Source organism: Bacillus songklensis, assembly GCF_042649685.1.
Lineage (GTDB): Bacteria > Bacillota > Bacilli > Bacillales > Bacillaceae_H > Bacillus_BA > Bacillus_BA songklensis.
Map to the genome: position 1 here is coordinate 71,977 of NZ_JBHRZT010000052.1, position 20,999 is coordinate 92,975.

A 20,999-nucleotide genomic window follows, 5' to 3' on the forward strand; every position below is an offset into this window, starting at 1 on the left:
GATGACCATGATCTATTTTTCTCCGGTGAACCATCACCGAAATCCATGATTTTCTTGGATTTTTGATGACGGTTCATCGCAGGAGGGTGTCCCAAAAGTTGGGACACCCTCCTCTTAAGTGGTTCTTGTATAGGTTAAATATTTTTTATCAATATTTGTTGCACATGACAGGGCCGACTGCAAATCTTCTCGCGCTTGCTCAAGCTCGTGTAAAGTAGCAGCGGAAACTTCATCTGCTGACATTAAAAGATGTTGATAGCTCTGCTGCAATGCATGATGAATCATCGAAAAATCCACTTGTCCTTTCGTCATCAATCCATCCTCCTTTGCCATCCTAACTTTATTAAATATTATCAATATATACTTGTTTGGATTTCTTTATTCACATATTTTAGATGAACGGATGGTTTTATATTCACACAAAGATTGTAAATCGTACTCCAACGGTAATGACTATGTATTGCTTGATTGGGACGATGATATGGTATTGGGATTTACCGTTCACGAAAATATGATTGAAATTAATTGTAGATTGTCTATCAGAAAGGTTCTTTAACAAAAGGGGCAATATGGTGTAATAACAATACATTAATTTCAGTGGGACACCAAATAATACTTAAAAAAATATCCATTATTCGGTAATCTGACTCCCAACCATATAACAGCCAATTTTTTCATTACGTTTACAGCCTTTTCTTCAATAGTCTTTCTTTATCTTTCAAAATATCCTTACAAGTTATCAACGTATTGGCAAATGGCCTATATAACCCTCTGTGTTGTTTTTTCCACCATAATAGAAGGTGTATTCAAGTTCGGGAAGTTAATCTCCTACCATCATGGTTGGAATTTGGGGTGGTCAATTGCAGTCTGGATTTTCATGTTCATTAATATGTCCATCTTCCTCCCAATGATTTTTCATTGGAAAAGCAATCTGGTCAAACGAAAAATAATCCAGTGAACTTCCGGCCACTATATTTAACAGCCTCCAAACCCGCACCACATCAGTCTTTTCTCGGCGGACGTTTTCCCCAATATTGATAGTAATCCGTTTCAATAAATCCGTTAAATAATTTTCGTTTTTTCGTTGCCTGCTTCCCATAAAATTGCTCGAAACCTTTGTGAGAAGTCAACATGTAAATGGACCACGTCTCAAGATCGGCAAAGGCCCGGCCCATTTCCTGATACATTTTCTCTACCGATGGACGGTCGCTTAAACGTTCTCCGTACGGCGGGTTCCCGACGATGACACCGTATTGTTTATCGGTTGTAAAATCCTTTACTTGCATTTGCTTAAACGTAATAAGATCCCCTAACCCCGCTTCAAAAGCGTTTTCCTGTGCGATTTTGACCATGCGGTGATCAATGTCATGACCGGAAATATCCAATTCCTGATCATAGTTCGCTAAATTTTCCGCTTCATCACGGGCTTTATCCCAAATTTCCCTTGAAAGCCAGGGCCATGTTTCAGAAATAAAATCACGGTTAAAACCAGGAGCAATGTTTTGTCCGATTAAAGCGGCTTCAATTGGGATGGTCCCTGATCCGCAAAATGGATCGACAAACGGGCGATCCGGGTGCCAGGTTGTCAATAGGACAAGCGCAGCTGCCAACGTTTCTTTTATCGGCGCTTCCCCTTGCCCTGTACGATACCCGCGCTTATGAAGGCCTGCTCCACTCGTATCGATGGTTAACGTGGCGACATCCTTTAATAAAGACACTTCGATTTTAAACTCGGGACCTGTCTCTTCCAGCCAACCGGTCGTTTTTTTATAATGTTTTTTTAAATTTTCAACGATCGCCTTCTTTACAATACTTTGACAATCAGAAACACTGAACAATTTGGATTTGACAGATTTTCCGCTTACAGGGAAATGGGCATCTACCGGCAAGTAATCTCCCCAGTTCAACGCTTTCGTTTTTTCAAATAGCTCATCAAATGTTTTCGCTCTAAATTCTCCTACTTTAATTTTGACGCGATCTGCGGTCCGCAGCCAAATGTTACTGCGGGCAATCGCTAATTCATCGCCTTTAAACGTGACTTTTCCATTCTCTACTGTACATTCATATCCTAAATCCCGTACTTCCTTCGCAACGAGTGCTTCAAGTCCCATCGCAGCGGTCGCGATTAATGTATATTTACTCATAGCTCAACCTCTTTAATATTTGTTTATGTATAACAATTGTTAAATTAACATACTAGGAGCCTCATTGCAATGACAGGACGGGGCTCCATATATTAAAAACAGCCCAAGGATATCCCCAGGCTGCCAACAGGCCGATGTCCCTGCTTAAGGGGCTGTCGGCCTGTTGAATGCAAACGATTGCTCATTACTCATGTGATAATAAGTAAACACGTGTTTCATACGGTTTTAATGTAAACGAGTAAACAGACTCAATGTTCTCAATATCATAATTGTGTACTAATAGTTGTTGACGGTTAAATGTAATGTCTTGCGGCAATTCAAATTTTTCTTCTTGACGGGACATGTTGCAAATGACAACCACTTTATCATTTCCCAATGTACGTGTATAGGCGTAAATTTTGTCATGGTCCGGCAAGATTAAGTCGTATGTTCCATATACAAGCACTTCATGCTCTTTACGGAGACGAACAAGATTCCTATAGAAGTTTAGAATAGAATTTGGATCGTTTTGCTGTGCTTCTACGTTAATATCCACATAATTTGGGTTAACGCCCAGCCATGGTGTTCCTGTTGTAAAGCCACCGTTTGCTTCACCATTCCATTGCATCGGTGTACGCGAATTATCACGCCCTTGTTCCCACACAACCTTCATGATGTCTTCATGCGGACGGCCCTTTTCACTCTCAATGCGATAATAGTTCACCATGCCAACATCGTTGTACTGCTCAATCGAGTCAAACTTGACATTTGTCATTCCGATTTCTTGACCTTGGTAGATGAATGGCGTTCCTTGCATATTGAAGTATAGGGCCGCTAAGCATTTGGCGCTTTCTTCACGGAATTCAGGGTCACCAAACTTGTTGACCGAACGGATGTGATCATGGTTTTCCAAATATAACGCGTTCCAGCCACCGCTTGCTTCCAAGCCTTTTTGCCAGGCGGTTAAAATTCTTTTTAAGTTTTTGATATCTAGTGGATTGGACTCACCTTTATCCCAAAGACCCATGTGCTCGAATTGGAAAATCATATTGAACTTTCCATTTTCCGCTCCAACCCATTCAGCGGCATTCTCTGCAGAAACACCGTTCGCTTCACCAACTGTCATGATGTCGTACTTTGCAAACGTTTGCTCTTTCAGTTCTGTTAAAAAGTCCTGGATGCCCTCACGGTTCATATGACCTTCAAAAGATGGAACATAATCCAGCCCTTCTGGATTTGGAAGGTCAGGGAAACCTGGGACTTTCTTGATGTGAGAAATCGCATCTACACGGAAGCCATCAATTCCTTTATCTAACCACCAATTTACCATTTCGTATAAATCTTCACGCACTTTCGGGTTTTCCCAGTTTAAGTCAGGTTGTTTGCGCGAGAACACATGTAAGTAGTACTCGTCCGTTTTCTCATCATATTCCCAAGCAGATCCGCCGAAAATAGATTCCCAGTTGTTCGGTTCTTTGCCGTCTTTCCCTTCACGCCAAATGTAATAATCACGATACGGATTGTCCTTGGACGAGCGAGACTCAACAAACCACGGATGCTCATCTGATGTATGATTGATGACTAAGTCCATAATTAGTTTCATCCCGCGTTTGTGCACTTCTGCCAACAGCTGATCAAAGTCAGACATTGTTCCAAAATCTCTCATAATGTCTTGGTAATCGCTAATGTCGTAACCGTTGTCATCGTTCGGAGATTGATAAATCGGACAAATCCAGATAACATCAATTCCTAAATCTTTTAAATAATCAAGCTTGGAGATGACACCTTGAATATCACCAATTCCGTCACCGTTTGAGTCCATAAAGCTGCGCGGGTAAATTTGATATGCAACGGCTTCTTTCCACCATTTTTTCTCCATGAAACCAACTCCTCGTACTGCGTACTGCTCTGATGCTTACTCTTTTCCTGTTTGAGCACCTTTCACTATTTTAAATGAAAACGCTATACGAATCCACATAAAGAATGGAACATGGGCAAAAACGCCCATGTTCCATTCTTTACGTATACGCTTATTCAGGATGAAAGAACAGAAGGCCGTGGAGAGAATAAGAAGCAATGGCAGAGATTAACAAATTATGTTAAACGCGAAAATAAAAAAAAGAGGATGTTCATCCTCTAAAGACTTTTGATTCAGCCACTTTATGTAGCAATCTCCCCATCGCTAAGGAGAGCTGGTGTGGATTGATTGAAATATTATTGGGTATATATTGCTTAGCCATAATGTTCTGTAAGCCATGTTTTGTTCCATTGTACTGCAAACGGCAAGCAACGCCTCGTACTCCGGTGATAATCATCTATCTACAGATAGAACATCTACCTGTCCTTTCCTCCGTTCAATTCCTTCAGAAAGGTGCCCCTACCATTATTTGGGTTTCTCGCTCGAGGGGTTTACCGCGTTCCACTCTTACAATTTCTTGTAAGACTTCGTCACTGTGGCACTTTCAGGATAGTAAGACCATATCCGAATGGACTTAGGTCCGTTCTCCGCCGTCAACCGAGCATTATCGCCCGGATGCCCTAGCTTATGACTTGGCTAGGCACGAACACTACAGGCATCTCAGCCTGTGCGAGCATGGACTTTCCTCTGAATTGTCAAACAATCCAGCGATTATCCGAACATTATGCACTCATCTCAAAAGACAAACTTAAGTATAATAAAAAAATGAACAAGATGCAACTATTATTTTTATGAGGATGTGCCCTAAAACGTATTTAGGGCACATCCTCATGCGATGAACCGTCATCGAAAATCCAGGAAGAACGAGAATCTTGGTAACCGTTCATCGCAAAGAATAGATTATTATCATTCTCAAGAGACTTTTAAGTTAGCTCCACTCACTGAAACGTCCGCTTTGCTTCACTGAAACATGGATTGAGCAAAACGTTCCCATGAAATTAAACATATCGTTAATCAAAATTTTGTTTTTTATAATAAGTCTTTTAGCCAAAAGAATCGTCAAAAGAACCTTTGATTTCACCGGATTCTTCGTGACGATTCTTTTGACGGGTCCAAAAAATCACATGTTCTTTCGTGATTTTTTGAATCCATGTTTTTACTCATATAATTTGCTTCCAAATACATGTTTTTCAAGATTGGATAGACGTTTTAAGATATCGAAGTTTGTTGTACCGGCTGTTGCCGTTTGCGGAGCGGAGTATGACGGCTTCTTCTGCGCTTCCTCCACTTGCTTTTTCAACCGCAGGTTTTCCTGGCGCAACTCTTCAATTTCTTGATGGAATGTCTCATAGTCTTTAATGATTCCATCCAAAAACTTGTCTACTTCCTCTTGACTGTAGCCTCTCATGCTTGTTTTGAAATCTTTCTCCAATATGTCTTTTGCTGTAAAACGAATTTTATCAGAAAGCATTTTACTCACCTCAACACGGTAAACCCTATTCTCTCACTATTTTTTCAAAAATAAAAGCAATTGTCAATTTATCTAAGCGAAAGATTTTCGACATTTTTTCATTATTGATTGAATTGCTCTTCCTCTACAATGGCCTGCAAATCATACGATGTGATTAGAATAATGGGATAATTTTCGGTTTCCGCTCTTTTTTTGGCTGCTTCAAACATGTACTTTGGGCTCCCTGCATGTTCCTCATCGTATACCATTAATAATCCGTCACTTTTTGTAATAAAAAATTGGTTTTTCAACCGAAACTGAACGGGACTTTCATATTTTTTTTTCGTAATACTGTCCACAAAGTCCGCTTGGCTGATGACGAATTCGTACAGCTCCCGGTTCGCTTCATTCCAATTTTCCTCTTGTTCCAGAAAAGGCGTAATAACCGCCAGTTGAAGCTGCGGATACTTCAATTGTAAGTCAAATACCACTTCAGCTGCCCAGAGTTCCGATCCTAGCTGGCCGCTGATGATGACCCATTCCAGCCCATCTTCTAATAGTGTCACAAGCTGTCGACTTAACGCCTTCTTAATATAACCGATTCCCGGGTGGTTCCCCTGAAAAATCCCTAATTCAAACGGTTTATATCCCGTTATGGCCACTACTTTCAATACATCATAACTCCTTGCTATGTATAAGTAGATAGGAACCGAAAAAAAAAATCCGATCCCTATCATAAGCATTAACGATAGAATGAGCCTGGCATCGCACCCGGCATTGCACCTGGCATCATACCTGGCATCATACCTGGCATCATACCTGGCATCGCACCCGGCATTCCTAGTGTACCTGAGATTGTACCAGTGAATGGCATTCCTGGTGCTGGTGCTAATGGTGCTGGCCCTGGCCCTGGTCCCATATTAACATGCTGGCTTGTTACTTCATTTGCTACTGATTGAGTTTGTGGAAAATAGTGTTGATGCTGAACGTTCGTATGATTCACGAGTGTTGTGTGCGTTGGATGAACATGAGGTTGAATGACGTTTTGGCAAGTGTGCTGCACACAACATTTAGTAGGATGAACAATTGGCGGACAACATACTGTCGGACATGGTGGTCTACAATACATCTATCTTTCCCCTTTCTTGTACTTGTTACACTAATACAGTATGTGAAAGGATGTGTACATGTACTGATATAAACACCTATTTTTACCGCCTTTTACATAAAAGTATAATAAGAATTTTTCAGACTGCTCAATACAATCATCGTTAAACAAACAAGGGCAAAAAACGAAACGAGAATGATGTTTTTCATGAAACCTCTCTCCACCTATTTTTATATTTCAAAGTTTTTAGTCATTACAATGCATTATTTTATCAATGCCTGAATCGTAGAACAATAAAAAAAATGGTTCAAAACAAAAATTCCACTATTTTGAAAAGTTCGTCTTATTTCGGTGTCTTTTTTCTCGTTTTACTGGAAGTATCTTACCGTTTCTGCTGCTTTCGTTTCAACCGTTCCATTCGCTTTTCCAACTCACGCTCCTGTTTTTCACGGTTGGTTAACAGGCGTGTGTGCAATTCATAAGCTATAGAAGCATAGCAAAGAGCTTCGTCCAAATCTTTTACCCGATGTTCGTACGCTTTTGCAAGTTCGACAGCTGCCTCTATCCTGATTACGCCCGCCCCAAGGCTGACGATTTCTTTCCAAAACCCGATCGCTTTTTCCCACTGGTGCTCCCTCTTATATTGAGCGGCCAACGCCATTTTTGCTCTATAATGTTCTTCTTCTTTTATACCGGATACATATTCATAGCCTTTTACGGCAGTTTTCCTATCACCAATCGCTTCATACCAGCGCGCCACTTCAAACGCCTCTTTAGTAGTAGAATAAGAAGAATTCAACAAATGCTTTGACATATGGACATATAATGTAATAAGAGTCAAAATATCATGCTCGTTATGCTTCATGACCTCAAAGACACCCTGGGGATTTTTTGACTGAACAAAATCAAAATAAATCATGGGAGCTAAAAAGCCGGGTACGTCCTTGATTCGTTTAATTTGTAAAATTTCTTTTTCTACTTGTGACAACTTGACTGACTCTAGCTTATGCTTCCACAGCCGTCTTGCCCCATGCAATAAATCGAAATGCCCGAAAGAAGGGAGCTTCGGCAAATGTTCACGCAGCAGCGTATGGCGTGTTTTTACCTGCGGCCAATCAAATGCCTTTCCGTTATATGTGACAAGAGTCGTGTAGTCTACATGCTTTAAAAAGCTTTCATAAAAAGCAATCTCTCCGCTCGGATCCGGTAAAAAATGCTGCCTTACTACCACTTTGTCCTCAAAAACCCTGGCGTAGCCCAGCAGGAAAATCGTTGTTCCCGCTCCCCCTCTTAACCCCGTCGTTTCGGTGTCAAAGAAAAACAAGTCCGTGGACTTATATCCTGCAGAGGAAAGCGGATGCCTTGCGGTTGTTCCATTCCACTGTTCCACTACCTCATGCAGCTGCCCAAAAGAATGGACACCATGTTCATAATGAAGTGGATAGACGACTTCCCGGATCAAACAGCAGCCGCCTTCCGTATAATATGGAACGGCTCCGAAGTCTTTCCACTCCTGCCAAAAAGGAATGGAGGTAAACCCCTTCTGCTCTACTTGTTCCCTATTCTCGCTTATTGAATCCTGTTTTTCTATATTTAAATGTTGTTTCATCCTCCGCAGCTTATTTTTCATCGACATATCCTATCACCCATCTGTTATTGTACAAGTGCTTTTAGTAATGTTAAAGCATCTTGTTTCGCTTTTTCTGTTTGGGTTTCTGTCCCTATGCAGGATGGACAGCCGCTTTCGCACGAACACCCTGCAATCAATTCATATGTTTCTTGCAGCACGTTATCCATCATTGTGTATACTTTGTCACTCAATCCGATTCCTCCCGGATACCGGTCATATAAGAAAATTGTCGGTTTCTCATTGTGAACAGCCTTTACTTGCGGGACAACATGTAAGTCAGACGGATCGCACATAACCATTAACGGGGCAACGGATTGCAGGGCATGGGCGACCGAGACGAGCGCTTGGTCCAATCTTTCTTGCGAGTTGTCAAACAAGTGATCATCAAAACTAAACCAGACCGCATTCGTATGGAGTTCCTCTTCCGGAAGATGAATGGGACCTGAACCGATGTTTTCATGGGTCTCAAACTTAATTTTTTTAAAAATGGTCGCCATCGCTGTAACCATTACATCTCCGTAGCCCATTTCAAGGTCTTTCGTCTGCTTGGACTTATCTGTTTCAAGCACTTTAAGGTTTACAGCCAGGTTAGCATCGGTAAAATAATCAACATCTACTTCTCTAACAAACGCTTTTTTCTCTTCCCAATCCAGCTTTTCGACTTGGTATTGAATGCCTTGATGCAAATAAATCGCTTCTTCATGTAAAAGTGTCATTGCGCTGAAACGATCCATCTCTCCGATTACTTTCACATTCGCTACATCGGATTGATCAATAATGACGACATTTTCTTGCGAAGCAGAACGCAGGCTAATATTATGGGCCGGAAATGAATCGTTCATCCAGTACCATTTTTCTCCACTCAGGTGAAGAACGCGTTCTTCTGTTAAAAATTCAAGCACGTCTTCCACATCCACATTTCCAAACATGTCGCCTTTTTTAAATGGAAGTTCATATGCCGCACATTTCACATGATCGACCAGAATCACCAGGTTATCAGGATTGATGCGTGCGGTTTCCGGATTGCGGTTAAAGAAATAATCCGGATGCTGAATCATGTACTGATCGAGAGGCCCTGAGCTTGCGACCATCACAATTACTGCTTCTCCATGTCTTCTTCCGGCTCGTCCCGCTTGCTGCCAGGCGCTCGCAATACTTCCCGGATAACCCGTCATAATGCACACTTGCAATTGGCCGATGTCGACTCCAAGCTCCAGTGCATTTGTGCTCACGACCCCATAAATGTCTCCGCTGCGCAAACCTCTTTCAATTTCACGTCGCTGCTTCGGCAAATAACCGCCTCGATAGCCGCGGATGGATTTGGCTGATAACTCGTTTTTCACTAACTCTTGTAAATACGTCAAAATGATTTCAACCCGTACCCGGCTGCGGGCAAAAACGATCGTTTGAATTTTGTTTTTCAAAAATTCGCTCGCCAGTTTTCGAACCTCTAATGTTGCACTGCGACGAATATTAAGGGGTTTATTCACAATGGGCGGATTATAGAAAATGAAATGCTTCCGGCCGGATGGAGCACCATTATTATCGATCAATACCATTTTTTCCCCGGTCAGTTGTTCCGCCAGCTCTTTCGGATTCGCAATGGTAGCAGACGTACATATAAAAGTCGGGTTGCTTCCATAGTAGGCGCAAATGCGCTTTAAACGGCGAATGACGTTTGCTGCATGACTGCCGAACACTCCCCGGTACGTATGCAACTCGTCTATGACGACATATTTTAGATTTTCAAAGAGCGAGACCCATTTTGTATGATGGGGTAAAATCGCCGAGTGCAGCATATCCGGGTTTGTGATGACAACATGACCGGCTTGTCTGACTTTTTGCCGGATGTTTGCCGGCGTGTCCCCGTCATATGTATAGCTGTTGATCGCTGCTCCCATTTCTTCAATAATTTCATTGATTTCACTCTTTTGGTCCTGTGCCAGCGCTTTGGTCGGGAATAAATAGAGGGCCCGCGCCTGTTGATTGTCTAAAATCGTTTGCAGGACAGGCAAGTTATAGCACAACGTTTTCCCTGATGCTGTCGGGGTGACCGCCACAAAACTTCGTCCTTTGTAAGCAGTTAAAAAGGCTGTTTCCTGATGGGTATAAAGGGAGCCGATCCCCCGTTTTTCCAATGCCCGTTTTAACCGTTCATCCATAAAAGAAGGAAACGGAACGTTTTTTGCTTCTTTCGGTTCGATTGTATGCCAATGGATAATATTTTCGTTATAATCAGGATTTTCTTTTAAAACGTTCATAACTTCCTGTACATTTTTCCGTATCTTCATTCAACATCACCTAGCTTCTATTTTAACGAATAAACGTTCGTTTTCAAACCGTATGTTTTTGTTTAAATTGGAAAAGGTAACATACAGGAGGTGTTCGGCATGCCAAATGCTTACTTATGTCCAAACTGTAAGACGAATCGCTCACGTTTCAATATTATTGAACAAGTGGCAAAGCCCGTAAAAATGGATCCGCGTACCGGTGATATTATGGAAGAGTACACAAACGACAACTTGGACCCGTTCCATACCCCATACCGTGGACCTGAACGCCGCGTTCAGTGTGCCACCTGCGGATTAGTAGAGGACGAAAGAATGTTTATCAAACATGCAGAACATAACAGGCTGCAATAAAGAAAACTTGCTTATCAAATGAACGCTATATTGGTTTTCATAACCCATTCCCACGAAAAAACAGACACCAGAAGGTATCTGTTTTTTCCTGGATAATGTAGTCTATCAAAATATGTGCCATAGATTCTTCTCCACGGTCCACCGCCAGTCCAGCCTGCCGGGTCCTTTTGGCAATCAACTCCTTTGCCTCCCCGATCAAGTAATCCGTTTATCATTTTAGGCGAGAAGACTCCCACTTCAAATTTTCGTTAGAAAATTAAGTGGTAGGTAGTTCAAGATAAAGTACCCGGCATAGAGTGATTGACCAAAGAATACAGTCCCCCAAACCGGTGCCGGAATAAAAGTCGCTTGCGCAAGATTTGTGGCGTCTCCGGCATCTTTGCGTTGAATGAAACTTAGTTTAAACACCGTAAAGGCAGTAAAGATAGATTGAAGGAGTACAACTGACGATAAGAAGATACTTGTATGCATCATAACTATTTCATACTTTTTATAAGTAATAAAACCCAATAAAGAAATAAAAGAAATCGCCCAGAAAAAACCATAAAAATTGCGTACCCATAATAATACAGAAATGATTGCCAGAGTGATGAAAAAATAAATAATTATATTAAAATAACCTTTTTCCACTAAATAAAACAATCCTATCGCCGTTAATGAAGAGCCTGTATAACCAGCATAAAATACCAGCACTCTCGCAAACCGAGAATTGATCCTTGTTATCGCTAGCCCTGAAGCATCACTGTGTAATGAAATTTTGTGTGCTATCCTTCCGCTTAAACAAGCCGCACAAATTACATGAAACACCTCGTGAAGCAGCGTGTTGCAAAGGGCAATATAAACTCCTAGAACAGGTATCCGGCTGATAACCAATGCTATAGCCATATATACATATATGAGCGTAATACTTTCCACTGTTTATTCTCCTTTGAGTTTTTTACATTATACATTTTTTAAGAGCTAATTTAAATGTGTCTACTAACTTGTTCCTTACATAGCTGTTCACCATGCCGGCTGCATAAGAACAAACCTGCGCTAAAAGATATTGGACATAACGAGATACCTTTTCACTCTCTCGTTCGACCCTATGGCTGTCCTGAAGAATATATAACGGACGACCCTTTGCTTCATCATAAATTCTTCCGATATACTCACCGATCACTCCCAGCATAATGAGAACCACCCCATTAAAGAAAAGCATAGTCATTAGAAGGGAAGACCAGCCGGTGACGGTCGAGTCGGTAAATAGTTTCAGGTACAAAACAACGAACATCCAGATTACACTTGCAAATGAAAGAAGGACGCCTAAGAGACTCGCCATTTTTAACGGCTTATAGGAGAAAGAAGTAATCCCATCCATCGAGAAATGGAGCATCTTCTTGAGCGGATACTTCGTCTCTCCCGCCAGGCGTTCGTCCCGCTCGTATTCAATGGCGGTTTGTTTAAACCCCACCCAGCTGACAAGCCCGCGGACAAAGCGGCTTCTTTCCTTCATGTTCACTAATTGACCGCACACCTTGCGGTCAATCAAGCGTGCAAAGCAGGGTCAGACCCTCCAAATCCCGTTGCGATAAAGTCCCATTTTAATTTCGTCTCCGATTTTTGTCTGAGTATAAAGATATTTTCTTAATTCGCCGACAGTGCTTACTTTAGTGCCATTGATAGATATAATTACATCCTTTACTTGAAGTCCGGCCTCTGCTGCAGGTGAAGATGGCTCTACAGTTGTAATGATCACTCCTTCTGTTAGATCCTCGGGCAGACTTAACTGTCCTTGCTGAATGTATTGGGACAAGTCGCTAATATTTTGCAGCCCTACACCAAGGTACGGTCTTTTTACTTCGCCGTATTGTAATAGGTCTTCTACAATCGGTGTCACATACTGGCTATCTATTTTTAATACAGCTAAGTCTGTTAACGGGTCGGCACCGACGATTTGTGCGTCAATTCTTTTTAGATTAATTTGCTTCGATGCGGCCAGCGATCCAACCGATTGAATCGCTTTTTCCACGGGAGGCCGAAAATCAAATTTCACGTTGTCTGGCAAATGCCCGGGTAATGGGAATCATCGCCTTTTTCGACATCAAATAACTAATAAACAGGGCACCCCGAAAAATAGAACGGCTAATCCCACCAGAATCATCAGAAGCAACTTGAATAGTCGATAAGCAAATGAAATATCTTTTCCGATATAAAGCATTCCGATGAATTGACCTTTGTAGAAAATTGGACGGCCGGCTATCATGAGATGAATTTCATGACGCTCCGGGGGTGGACGCAGCTCATCAATTTCAAACGGTTTGACGAGATAATCATCCGCTCCCGAATCCAACCCTTCTATACGGTCTTCAACGGCATCTTTTGCTGTCAACATAAGAATCGCTCCCGAATACCCCTCTTTGCGCAAGCGCCGGCATACTTCCACTCCGTCTCCGTTGGGCATCATCCAATCCAGAATTAACACGTCATCGTGCGGTATATACATGCCTGTACCTTTGTTACTTTAATCTTCAAAAATGAAAAAACGGTGAAAATCAATCAGGGAATAACAAGTTTTTTATTCATACATTGAGAAATAAGAAAAAGCAGAGGTGTGATTTACTTCTGCATGAATATCAAACACATCTTCTTGGCATTATGTTTCATTTATTTCAATATAACGATTGGTTGAATGCAAACATTTTTTAAATAACACTTTTTAGATTTCACAAGTAAAATCATGTTATTTTTCATAAAATATTGTTAATTGCGAAATAATATTATATACTAACAAATGATATATCACACAAATATTAATCCTATATGTAACTGGCGCAACATGGAGTACCATGAGGGAGCATATAGGTTCATGAGCCGCGCGCCTGGGCAAGCACTTGATTTTTTAATCAAGTGCTTTTTATTTTCCTAATTTTAAAAAAAGGAGTAGATATGCATGAATAATATGCAGAGAAAAATGGGAACTTTTGCCCTAACTATGACTGGTCTTGGTTCCATCATTGGCTCAGGATGGTTATTTGGAGCCTGGAAAGCTGCACAAATTGCCGGCCCGGCAGCTATCTTTTCTTGGATTATCGGTATGGCGGTTATCTTATTGATTGCTTTGTCTTATGCAGAGCTTGGCACCATGTTTCCAGAAGCCGGAGGAATGGTAAAGTATCCTCAATATTCACACGGCTCATTTGTTGGATTTCTGGCAGCGTGGGCAAACTGGATCGCGATCGCTTCCACTATTCCTGTTGAAGCGATCGCTTCCGTTCAATATATGAGTACATGGCCTTGGGAATGGGCAAATTGGACACATTCACTCGTAAAAAATAATGTATTGACATTCAAAGGTTTACTTATCGCATCTATGCTGCTTCTAGTATATTTTTTCTTAAATTATTGGACTGTTAATCTTTTTGCAAAAGCCAATTCATCCATTACAGTATTTAAGCTTATTATTCCAGGCATCGCAGCCGGCGCTTTACTATTTGCAGGTTTCCACGGAGAGAATTTTACAAGCACAAACGGTGTGGCTCCATACGGTTGGGCAAGTGTATTAACGGCTGTCGCAACCTCTGGAATTGTCTTTGCTTTTAACGGATTTCAAAGTCCGGTAAATATGGCCGGTGAAGCCAAAACACCAAACCGTTCTATTCCAATTGCAGTCATTGGTTCTATTCTCATCGCAACTGTCATATATGTTCTTTTGCAAATTGCTTTTATTGGTGCAGTAGACCCGTTCCTGCTTGTAAAAGGATGGAGTCACCTTAACTTTAATTCTCCATTCGCCGATTTGGCGATTGCACTTGCTTTCAATTGGCTGGCAATTTTGCTGTATGCGGATGCATTTGTTTCCCCGTCCGGTACAGGAACGACTTATACCGCCACCACAGCACGGATGATTTATGGAATGCAAAAGAACGGATATTTGCCTCCTGTTTTCGGAACTGTCCACCCTGTTTATGGCGTTCCGCGTGCGGCGATGTTTTTGAATTTAGGCATATGCTTTCTCTTTTTGTTTTTGTTTCGGGGTTGGGGGGTACTGGCTGAAATTATTTCTGTGGCAACATTGATTTCTTATATAATGGGACCTGTCGCACTCATGACGTTGCGGCGTACTGCTGAACATTTCCACCGGCCGTTCTATCTTAAAGGGGCATCTTTCATTGCGCCTTGCGGATTTATTTTTGCATCTCTTACTTTATATTGGGCTCGTTGGCCGCTGACAGGAGAAGTATTATTCATTATGATTATTGGGTTGCCATTATATTTTTATTATCAGGCAAAGAACAACTGGCGTGGATTTAAACAACAATTTTTTTCAGGAATTTGGTTGATTGTCTATTTATTATGTATGATCCTGATTTCTTACCTCGGAAGTGAAAAATTCGGAGGGAGAAATATGATTCCATATGGCTGGGATATGCTCCTCATTGCATGTTTGTCACTTATGTTCTATTTTTGGGGTGTGAGAAGCGGAATAAAAACAGGATACACTCAAGAGGCTGAGCAAATCAACAGATCGATAGCCGATAAAGAAAAAGAGGCAAAAACTTCTGATGTAAGCAAAGCTATGTAGCTATATACTTTTGTTCTGCCGCACAAAATCTGTGGAACTTAAGCATATATATTTATGGTTCATGAAAAGGAGCGACTCAAGAATTAAATATATACCGACAGTTTGATATTGAGGTTATAAGCCTGTATCGTTAATTACCAAGTAATCATCGATACAGGCTCTTTTTATCATTTGTTTTATTACATTATCTATTCTTCATCATGTGGAAGAACGAAACATCTTCCATAATCTGTGATGCTGCGTCAGAAGCACGGCTGGCTAACGGGGCAGGTTGAACAAGAGAGATAAAATCCATGCCGATAGTTGTATTTGTTGATCTATTAGCCCCAATATTACTGATACTGAGGAACGTAAGAAATTTGTTGGTATTGCGGAATATATTGCAGCTGTTGATAATATTGATTTAAATATTGATGAGGCATCTTTTCCTTTACTCTATCGCAGTTCTTGTATGGACCTATATATGTTGTGGGCTTAACTGATGCAGTTGCTTGTTTCCATTGATTTTCATCGATGCAATAAGTATGCGACATGATATTTGCAGGAGTAAATTTTAAGATGTCAGAGCCTAAGATCACTTCTGGAGTTGGTGCATCAAAAATTGCCAAAAGATGAGTGTTATCAACTGTAGCTACTTCATAATGCCACCAACCTTGTGGAATGTTTGCTACTTTTCCAGGTGTAATAGAGTAACTGAGAATTTGTTTTGTAAACGGGTTCAGCATCGATACAGCAGCAGCACCAGAGATACAATAGACTAGCTCGGCTGCATTTTGGTGATAGTGCGGTTCTACGACATGATTGGCACTTAGGAAAATGTCTAGCAGAGACACATTTTCCAATGTATTCAGCTGTTTCACACCTAATACGTTAATATAGTTGTTGTTATCTTTTTTAAACAAGGGACTTTTATTTACATCAAAAGTGTATTGAGTTGATGGAGATGTGTAATCTATATATGAAACCATAAATTTTCTTCACCTCTTTACATTAACTTTATAGGCATGTTATGCACTTATAATTAGTCTGGTGTGCGTAGTGATTAAGGATTAATTGGCGTGCAGTTCGAAGATGATATGTAATAGAAGAGATGGGTTCTTGTTCAACGGACGGCTTGAGTTTGAGAAATAATAAAAAATTAGCTCCGATAAATGACTCTGTGGTAATAGGACCTCCAAATACAATTGTAGATCAACAATTAAAAACAAAAGTTCCCTATATTATTATAAAATATCTATAAAAAGATAAATAACTATAAAAACGCATGCTGCAGCAAATACTGGGGTTTCTCATGAATCAGTCGGTTTGTTTTTCGGTTTTTATTCTCCATAACCTCGTCCTCCTTTGTTCAGTTTTTGCTCATCTATGTTACGATTATCCAACCAACAAACAAAAAGACATCAACTTGATTGTTGATGTCTTTTTGTATTGACACTTTTAATGGTTTAATTTAGGCGACTTAGGAGTAGGAGCATATCCAGCTCGTAATAAACTAACACCGTATCCAATTACTCCTCCTGCAACGGCTGGTAAAATCCAGCCCAAACCTACATTGTATAACGGAAGGATATGATTGAATAAATTATTTACCGCTTGAATCGGCAAATGAGCAGCGTTAAGTCCGTCAAATAAACTAACAAGAAAAGTTAACAACAAGCTCCCTTGGTATACTTCCGCTCTTCCTTTAAATGCCGGGTGTAAAAAAGTTAAGAAAATAAGCATAATGGCTAAAGGATATATAGCCGTTAATACCGGCACAGATATTTGAATTAATTGTGTTAATCCGAAATTGGCGATAACTGCACTGAAAACAGATAAAATGACAGCTATTGCTTGATATGAAATCTTTGGAAATACTTTATGGAAGTAAGCTGAACAAGAACTAACAAGTCCAACGCTGGTTGTTAAACAAGCAACAGTAATCATTAATCCTAATAATAAACCGCCTAGAGAACTAAAATAATAAGTAGCCACTTTCGCTAAAACTGCTCCGCCATTTTCCAAATGCCCTAATTTTTCAACACTTGACGCTCCCATGTAGGAAAGCGACGTGTAAATCATAACGAGTACGATAGCTGCGATAGAAGCTGCTTTTGCACAAATTTTGATGATTTCTTTTTTATCATGTGCTCCTTTTGCTTTAATGGCATTAATGACAATAATCCCGAAAACAAACGAAGCAAGTGTATCCATCGTTAAATAGCCTTCTTGAAATCCCTTGAAAAAGGAATTATGCGTATAGGCTTGTACTGGTGCTTGAATGGCACCAATCGGACGTACAACTGCGGCAATCACTAAAACCCCGATAAACGTTAGTTTGATTGGCGTCAAGATTTTTCCGACAACATCGACAATTTTCGCAGGATTGAGAGAGAACCAGCATGTAATACCGAAAAAAATGATAGTAAAAATAAACAAAGGTATATGCCCTGCGTTTTCTGGCAAAAACGGCTTAACACCTATTTCAAAAGACACGCTTCCTGCTCTAGGTAAAGCAAACAGAGGCCCAATAGCCAAGTAGAGAACAAAGCTGAAAACGACACTAAACCAAGGATGAACGCGGCTTGCTAATGACTGCAAATCATCACTTCCAGAAATGCCGAATGCAAATACTCCAAGTAATGGAAGTCCAACCCCTGTGATCAAAAATCCAGCAGTCGCAAACCATACATTACTTCCGGCTGTTTGGCCCAACATAGCCGGAAAAATTAAATTGCCTGCTCCAAAGAAAAGAGCAAAAAGCATCAGTCCAATAACAAGAACATAAGAAGATGATACTTTAGTTGACACAACAAACCCTCCAAGCAAAAACACTTTATTATCCATCGATAACATTTTTTAATTTTCAGAATAATTTATCAAATAAAGAGATAACAACGTTTTGTATTATACTCCTACAAAATAAATATATCAATATAAAAATATGTTTTTTTAAATTTGTTCGAAAACACGGAATAATCGTCACATGATTTGATTTGGTGCAAAGCTAGCTGTTTGTTTTACGGTATTTGTTTTCCATTTCATATCCCCCTCCGGTCAGCTTTTGATCATCTATGTTACTATTCCCGATTAATAACCAAAAAGACATCAGCTTGATTGTTGATGTCTTTTTGGTTGGGCCATGTTATTTTAAATAGAACACTTTTATGCGAGGACAGCTAATAATCACATAATATGAACAAGGTCAAAGTGTTTACTGCTATATGTACTGGTACGGGAGAGCTAATGGCATAGACCGCTCTTAAAACCATACTTCGATAAAATAAATGCACTTCAGGTTCATCACGCCAGTTCCCTGCTGGTTCCGAAGCATCAACTTGTTCCTTTAAGGGAGAGTATCTAGATTATATAAATCTACACCTTCTATGAAAGTAACAAACGCTTTGACCATATTCAACTTTAAAGATTCTTCATGATAAAACATCCAAGTTTTTCGTAATATAGGTTCCCCATCTTTTGTTTTGATGTCGACTTTATGAACATCGTCTATGTCCTTTAAAATCATACTTGGCATAATGGCATAGCCTAAACCGTTCATAACCATTTTTTTGCATGTATCTGCTTTATCAACCTCTATACTGACCAATGGCGGCTGCGAATAATTTTCGGCCCACCAATTTTCTATCGAGGTCTTTAGTAAGTAATCTGTACGGTAATCAATTCTTGGCAAGCGGGGTAGATCGTTCATATCTATCTTTTCTTTTGAGGCAATACATATTGTTTCTGCAAATAATAAACGTTTTTGATCTCCCCAACTGTAGTCTCCTTTAACAAATCCGATATGTACGTCTTGGTTATAGACCAAATTAGTGATATCACTGCTCCAGCCTGTCGTTACTTTGAATTCAATATTAGGGTACTCGTCTTTAAAAAGCTTTAGCAGATCAGGAAGTTTATAATGGGCAAAAAAATTTGATACACCCAGCCTTAATGTTCCTGCCACATTTTGCTCCATATTCAGTACATTCTCTTTGATCTTTTGAATGTTCAATAACATCTTGTCCGCACACTTTGCCAAATACTCCCCTTGAGGGGTAAACTGGACTCCGCGTCTCCCTCTGTTTACAACCTGAACTCCGAACTCCTTTTCGATTTGTTGCAAACGGTTTGTTAAGGCAGGCTGAGAAATGTATAAGCTTTTTGCTGCCTTCGTAATGTTTTTCTCATTGTGAAGGGCTTTCAAAACCAGCCAATCTCGATCCTCCATATAAACCCTCCTATTCAGCCATCGTTTTTATTTATGGTTACCTATAAAATTTCGATATTTTATTTATTTCTAAAATTATACTATATTTATCTACACAGTATTCCATGGCTTTTATCAGAACATGGATACCTCACAATACGCTGCTATGGCGGCTTTATGCTCCCCTTCGTTTTCAACGGCTAGTATTAAGTAAGAAAGAAGGACTTTGTATGAAAGAAAATAAATTATTCATCCGTAATGTTGGGTTCATCACAATAAGCAGCACCGGAGGTTTTATTCTCTCTTTAACAGGCCTTTCCATTGGCTGGATGATTGGAACATTACTTATCGGGGCTCTTCTTTCCTTTTGGCAGCCAGCTTCGTTAAAGTTACCTATCAATCAAAAGGGTATTCCGCCATATTGGTTACGTATCGGGCAATGTATGTTGGCAATTGAGTTGGGGCAAAAAATAAACTTGTCTGTTTTGCATATCTTTAAAGAGGATTGGATGACGATTATTGTCATGCTTTTTTTGTCCATTATGTTTTCTGTACTTTCCGGTTTCATTCTATGGAAGTTTAGTCAAACGGATATGCTAACAAGCTTTTTTGGAACAGCACCAGGAGGACTAACCGCAATGCCCGGCATTGCAGAAGAGGTAGGTGCGAATACGGCAGTCGTCAGCATTATTCAAACAATGCGTGTTTTTCTAGTTGTACTGACCATCCCAATGATTGTTTCTTCTTGGCTCGCCAATCCTGCTGACTATACACTAACCAGCCATTCCGCTTCTGCCGGCATCCCCGAATTCGAAATAGTCCAGCTTTTCTGGACCGCTGTTTTAGCATTGGCAGCATGGGGAGGGTACTATATAGGAAAATATTTAAAATTGCCGGCCCCATGGTTAGTCGGGGGAATGCTAGGTGTTGCCAGCGTTCAAACGCTCGGTTCTTCTTATGTTGGTTATGACCTGATTGCCTGGTGGCCCCGCAGTGTTATGATTTTATCCCAAATTTTCATTGCCTCAAGTATTGGTTCCCGTTTTCATAAAAATATGTTAACAGGATTAAAGAAAACGATCTTTGTAGCTTTGTTAAGCACTCTTGGTCTTATCTTCGCCATGTTTGTATGTGCGTTTTTCGTTTCAAAAGCAACCGGTATTACTTTTGTCACCGCTGCCTTGGCTTTTGCACCCGGAGGTATTGCAGAAATGGCTACAACGTCAGCCGTTCTACATGCGGATTCAACTTTTGTGGTAGCGGTACAAGTGCTTCGTATCATGATCGTCTGCATTATCTTACCGCCTTTATTTAGATTCTTAAATCGCCGGGAGCTGCACAAAAACATGCACTCTCATGTCTCAACATAATTTTTTAA

General features: G+C 40.4%; 17 protein-coding genes, 1 other RNA gene, 2 pseudogenes and 1 riboswitch. Of the genes and pseudogenes, 4 read left to right on the forward strand and 16 right to left on the reverse strand.

The window, feature by feature from the left end:
* Positions 1–114: 114 nt before the first annotated feature.
* Positions 115–312: a DUF3921 family protein gene (locus ACFOU2_RS11615; RefSeq protein ID WP_377915270.1), complete on the reverse strand. Its 198-nt coding sequence runs from the start codon at positions 310–312 to the stop codon at positions 115–117.
* A 331-nt stretch (positions 313–643) separates the two neighbouring features.
* Here ACFOU2_RS11615 and ACFOU2_RS11620 point away from each other — a divergent pair, with 331 nt between their 5' ends.
* Positions 644–958 (forward strand): CBO0543 family protein, encoded by a 315-nt coding sequence (locus ACFOU2_RS11620; protein ID WP_377916370.1) that lies wholly within the window; start codon positions 644–646, stop codon positions 956–958.
* A gap of 43 nt (positions 959–1,001) precedes the next feature.
* On the opposite strand, the gene ACFOU2_RS11625 is transcribed toward ACFOU2_RS11620, so the two are convergent.
* The 8 genes from ACFOU2_RS11625 to ACFOU2_RS11660 all read right to left on the reverse strand — a co-directional run bounded on the left by ACFOU2_RS11625 (position 1,002) and on the right by ACFOU2_RS11660 (position 10,520).
* Positions 1,002–2,144 (reverse strand): THUMP domain-containing class I SAM-dependent RNA methyltransferase, encoded by a 1,143-nt coding sequence (locus ACFOU2_RS11625; RefSeq protein WP_377915272.1) that lies wholly within the window; start codon positions 2,142–2,144, stop codon positions 1,002–1,004.
* A 184-nt stretch (positions 2,145–2,328) separates the two neighbouring features.
* Entirely contained in the window at positions 2,329–4,002 is a 1,674-nt protein-coding gene (locus tag ACFOU2_RS11630; protein WP_377915274.1) for a glycoside hydrolase family 13 protein, read from the reverse strand.
* 365 nt (positions 4,003–4,367) lie between these two features.
* Positions 4,368–4,764, reverse strand: an RNA gene (gene rnpB, locus ACFOU2_RS11635) — RNase P RNA component class B.
* A gap of 433 nt (positions 4,765–5,197) precedes the next feature.
* Positions 5,198–5,512 carry a cell division regulator GpsB gene (gene gpsB, locus ACFOU2_RS11640; RefSeq protein ID WP_377915275.1) on the reverse strand — a complete coding sequence of 105 codons (315 nt, stop codon included), beginning with the start codon at positions 5,510–5,512 and terminating at the stop codon, positions 5,198–5,200.
* Between the two features lie 101 nt (positions 5,513–5,613).
* A complete protein-coding gene (locus ACFOU2_RS11645) occupies positions 5,614–6,162 on the reverse strand; it encodes a DUF1273 domain-containing protein (protein ID WP_377915277.1) in 549 nt (182 codons plus the stop codon).
* A 71-nt stretch (positions 6,163–6,233) separates the two neighbouring features.
* The gene (locus tag ACFOU2_RS11650; protein ID WP_377915279.1) at positions 6,234–6,620 is read right to left on the reverse strand and encodes a CotD family spore coat protein; all 387 of its coding nucleotides are present in this window, start codon (positions 6,618–6,620) and stop codon (positions 6,234–6,236) included.
* Between the two features lie 361 nt (positions 6,621–6,981).
* Positions 6,982–8,235, reverse strand: a complete 1,254-nt coding sequence (locus tag ACFOU2_RS11655; protein WP_377915281.1) for a ribonuclease H-like domain-containing protein — start codon at positions 8,233–8,235, stop codon at positions 6,982–6,984.
* A gap of 17 nt (positions 8,236–8,252) precedes the next feature.
* Positions 8,253–10,520: a DEAD/DEAH box helicase gene (locus tag ACFOU2_RS11660; protein ID WP_377915284.1), complete on the reverse strand. Its 2,268-nt coding sequence runs from the start codon at positions 10,518–10,520 to the stop codon at positions 8,253–8,255.
* 99 nt (positions 10,521–10,619) lie between these two features.
* Between ACFOU2_RS11660 and ACFOU2_RS11665 the strand changes: the two genes are divergently transcribed.
* Complete coding sequence (locus ACFOU2_RS11665) at positions 10,620–10,871, forward strand: DNA alkylation repair protein (protein WP_377915286.1); 252 nt, start codon at positions 10,620–10,622, stop codon at positions 10,869–10,871.
* 237 nt (positions 10,872–11,108) lie between these two features.
* Here ACFOU2_RS11665 and ACFOU2_RS11670 read toward each other — a convergent pair whose 3' ends face one another.
* From ACFOU2_RS11670 to ACFOU2_RS11685, 4 genes and pseudogenes are all read right to left on the reverse strand, one after another.
* Positions 11,109–11,786: a M50 family metallopeptidase gene (locus ACFOU2_RS11670; RefSeq protein WP_377915288.1), complete on the reverse strand. Its 678-nt coding sequence runs from the start codon at positions 11,784–11,786 to the stop codon at positions 11,109–11,111.
* Between the two features lie 133 nt (positions 11,787–11,919).
* A pseudogene (locus tag ACFOU2_RS11675) lies at positions 11,920–12,405 on the reverse strand (glycosyltransferase); the annotation flags it as partial.
* 12 nt (positions 12,406–12,417) lie between these two features.
* Complete coding sequence (locus tag ACFOU2_RS11680; RefSeq protein ID WP_377915290.1) at positions 12,418–12,906, reverse strand: S1C family serine protease; 489 nt, start codon at positions 12,904–12,906, stop codon at positions 12,418–12,420.
* 243 nt (positions 12,907–13,149) lie between these two features.
* Positions 13,150–13,338 (reverse strand): annotated as a pseudogene (locus ACFOU2_RS11685) (response regulator); the annotation flags it as partial.
* Between the two features lie 327 nt (positions 13,339–13,665).
* A riboswitch (ZMP/ZTP riboswitch) is annotated at positions 13,666–13,745 on the forward strand.
* A 58-nt stretch (positions 13,746–13,803) separates the two neighbouring features.
* Here ACFOU2_RS11685 and ACFOU2_RS11690 point away from each other — a divergent pair.
* Positions 13,804–15,435 (forward strand): APC family permease, encoded by a 1,632-nt coding sequence (locus tag ACFOU2_RS11690; protein ID WP_377915292.1) that lies wholly within the window; start codon positions 13,804–13,806, stop codon positions 15,433–15,435.
* A gap of 332 nt (positions 15,436–15,767) precedes the next feature.
* On the opposite strand, the gene ACFOU2_RS11695 is transcribed toward ACFOU2_RS11690, so the two are convergent.
* From ACFOU2_RS11695 to ACFOU2_RS11705, 3 genes are all read right to left on the reverse strand, one after another.
* Positions 15,768–16,403 carry a cupin domain-containing protein gene (locus ACFOU2_RS11695; protein WP_377915294.1) on the reverse strand — a complete coding sequence of 212 codons (636 nt, stop codon included), beginning with the start codon at positions 16,401–16,403 and terminating at the stop codon, positions 15,768–15,770.
* 469 nt (positions 16,404–16,872) lie between these two features.
* Positions 16,873–18,225 carry a branched-chain amino acid transport system II carrier protein gene (gene brnQ, locus ACFOU2_RS11700; RefSeq protein ID WP_377915296.1) on the reverse strand — a complete coding sequence of 451 codons (1,353 nt, stop codon included), beginning with the start codon at positions 18,223–18,225 and terminating at the stop codon, positions 16,873–16,875.
* Between the two features lie 535 nt (positions 18,226–18,760).
* Positions 18,761–19,642 (reverse strand): LysR family transcriptional regulator, encoded by an 882-nt coding sequence (locus ACFOU2_RS11705; RefSeq protein WP_377915298.1) that lies wholly within the window; start codon positions 19,640–19,642, stop codon positions 18,761–18,763.
* Positions 19,643–19,851: 209 nt separating this feature from the next.
* Here ACFOU2_RS11705 and ACFOU2_RS11710 point away from each other — a divergent pair, with 209 nt between their 5' ends.
* A complete protein-coding gene (locus ACFOU2_RS11710; protein ID WP_377915300.1) occupies positions 19,852–20,991 on the forward strand; it encodes an AbrB family transcriptional regulator in 1,140 nt (379 codons plus the stop codon).
* The last annotated feature ends 8 nt before the right edge of the window (positions 20,992–20,999 follow it).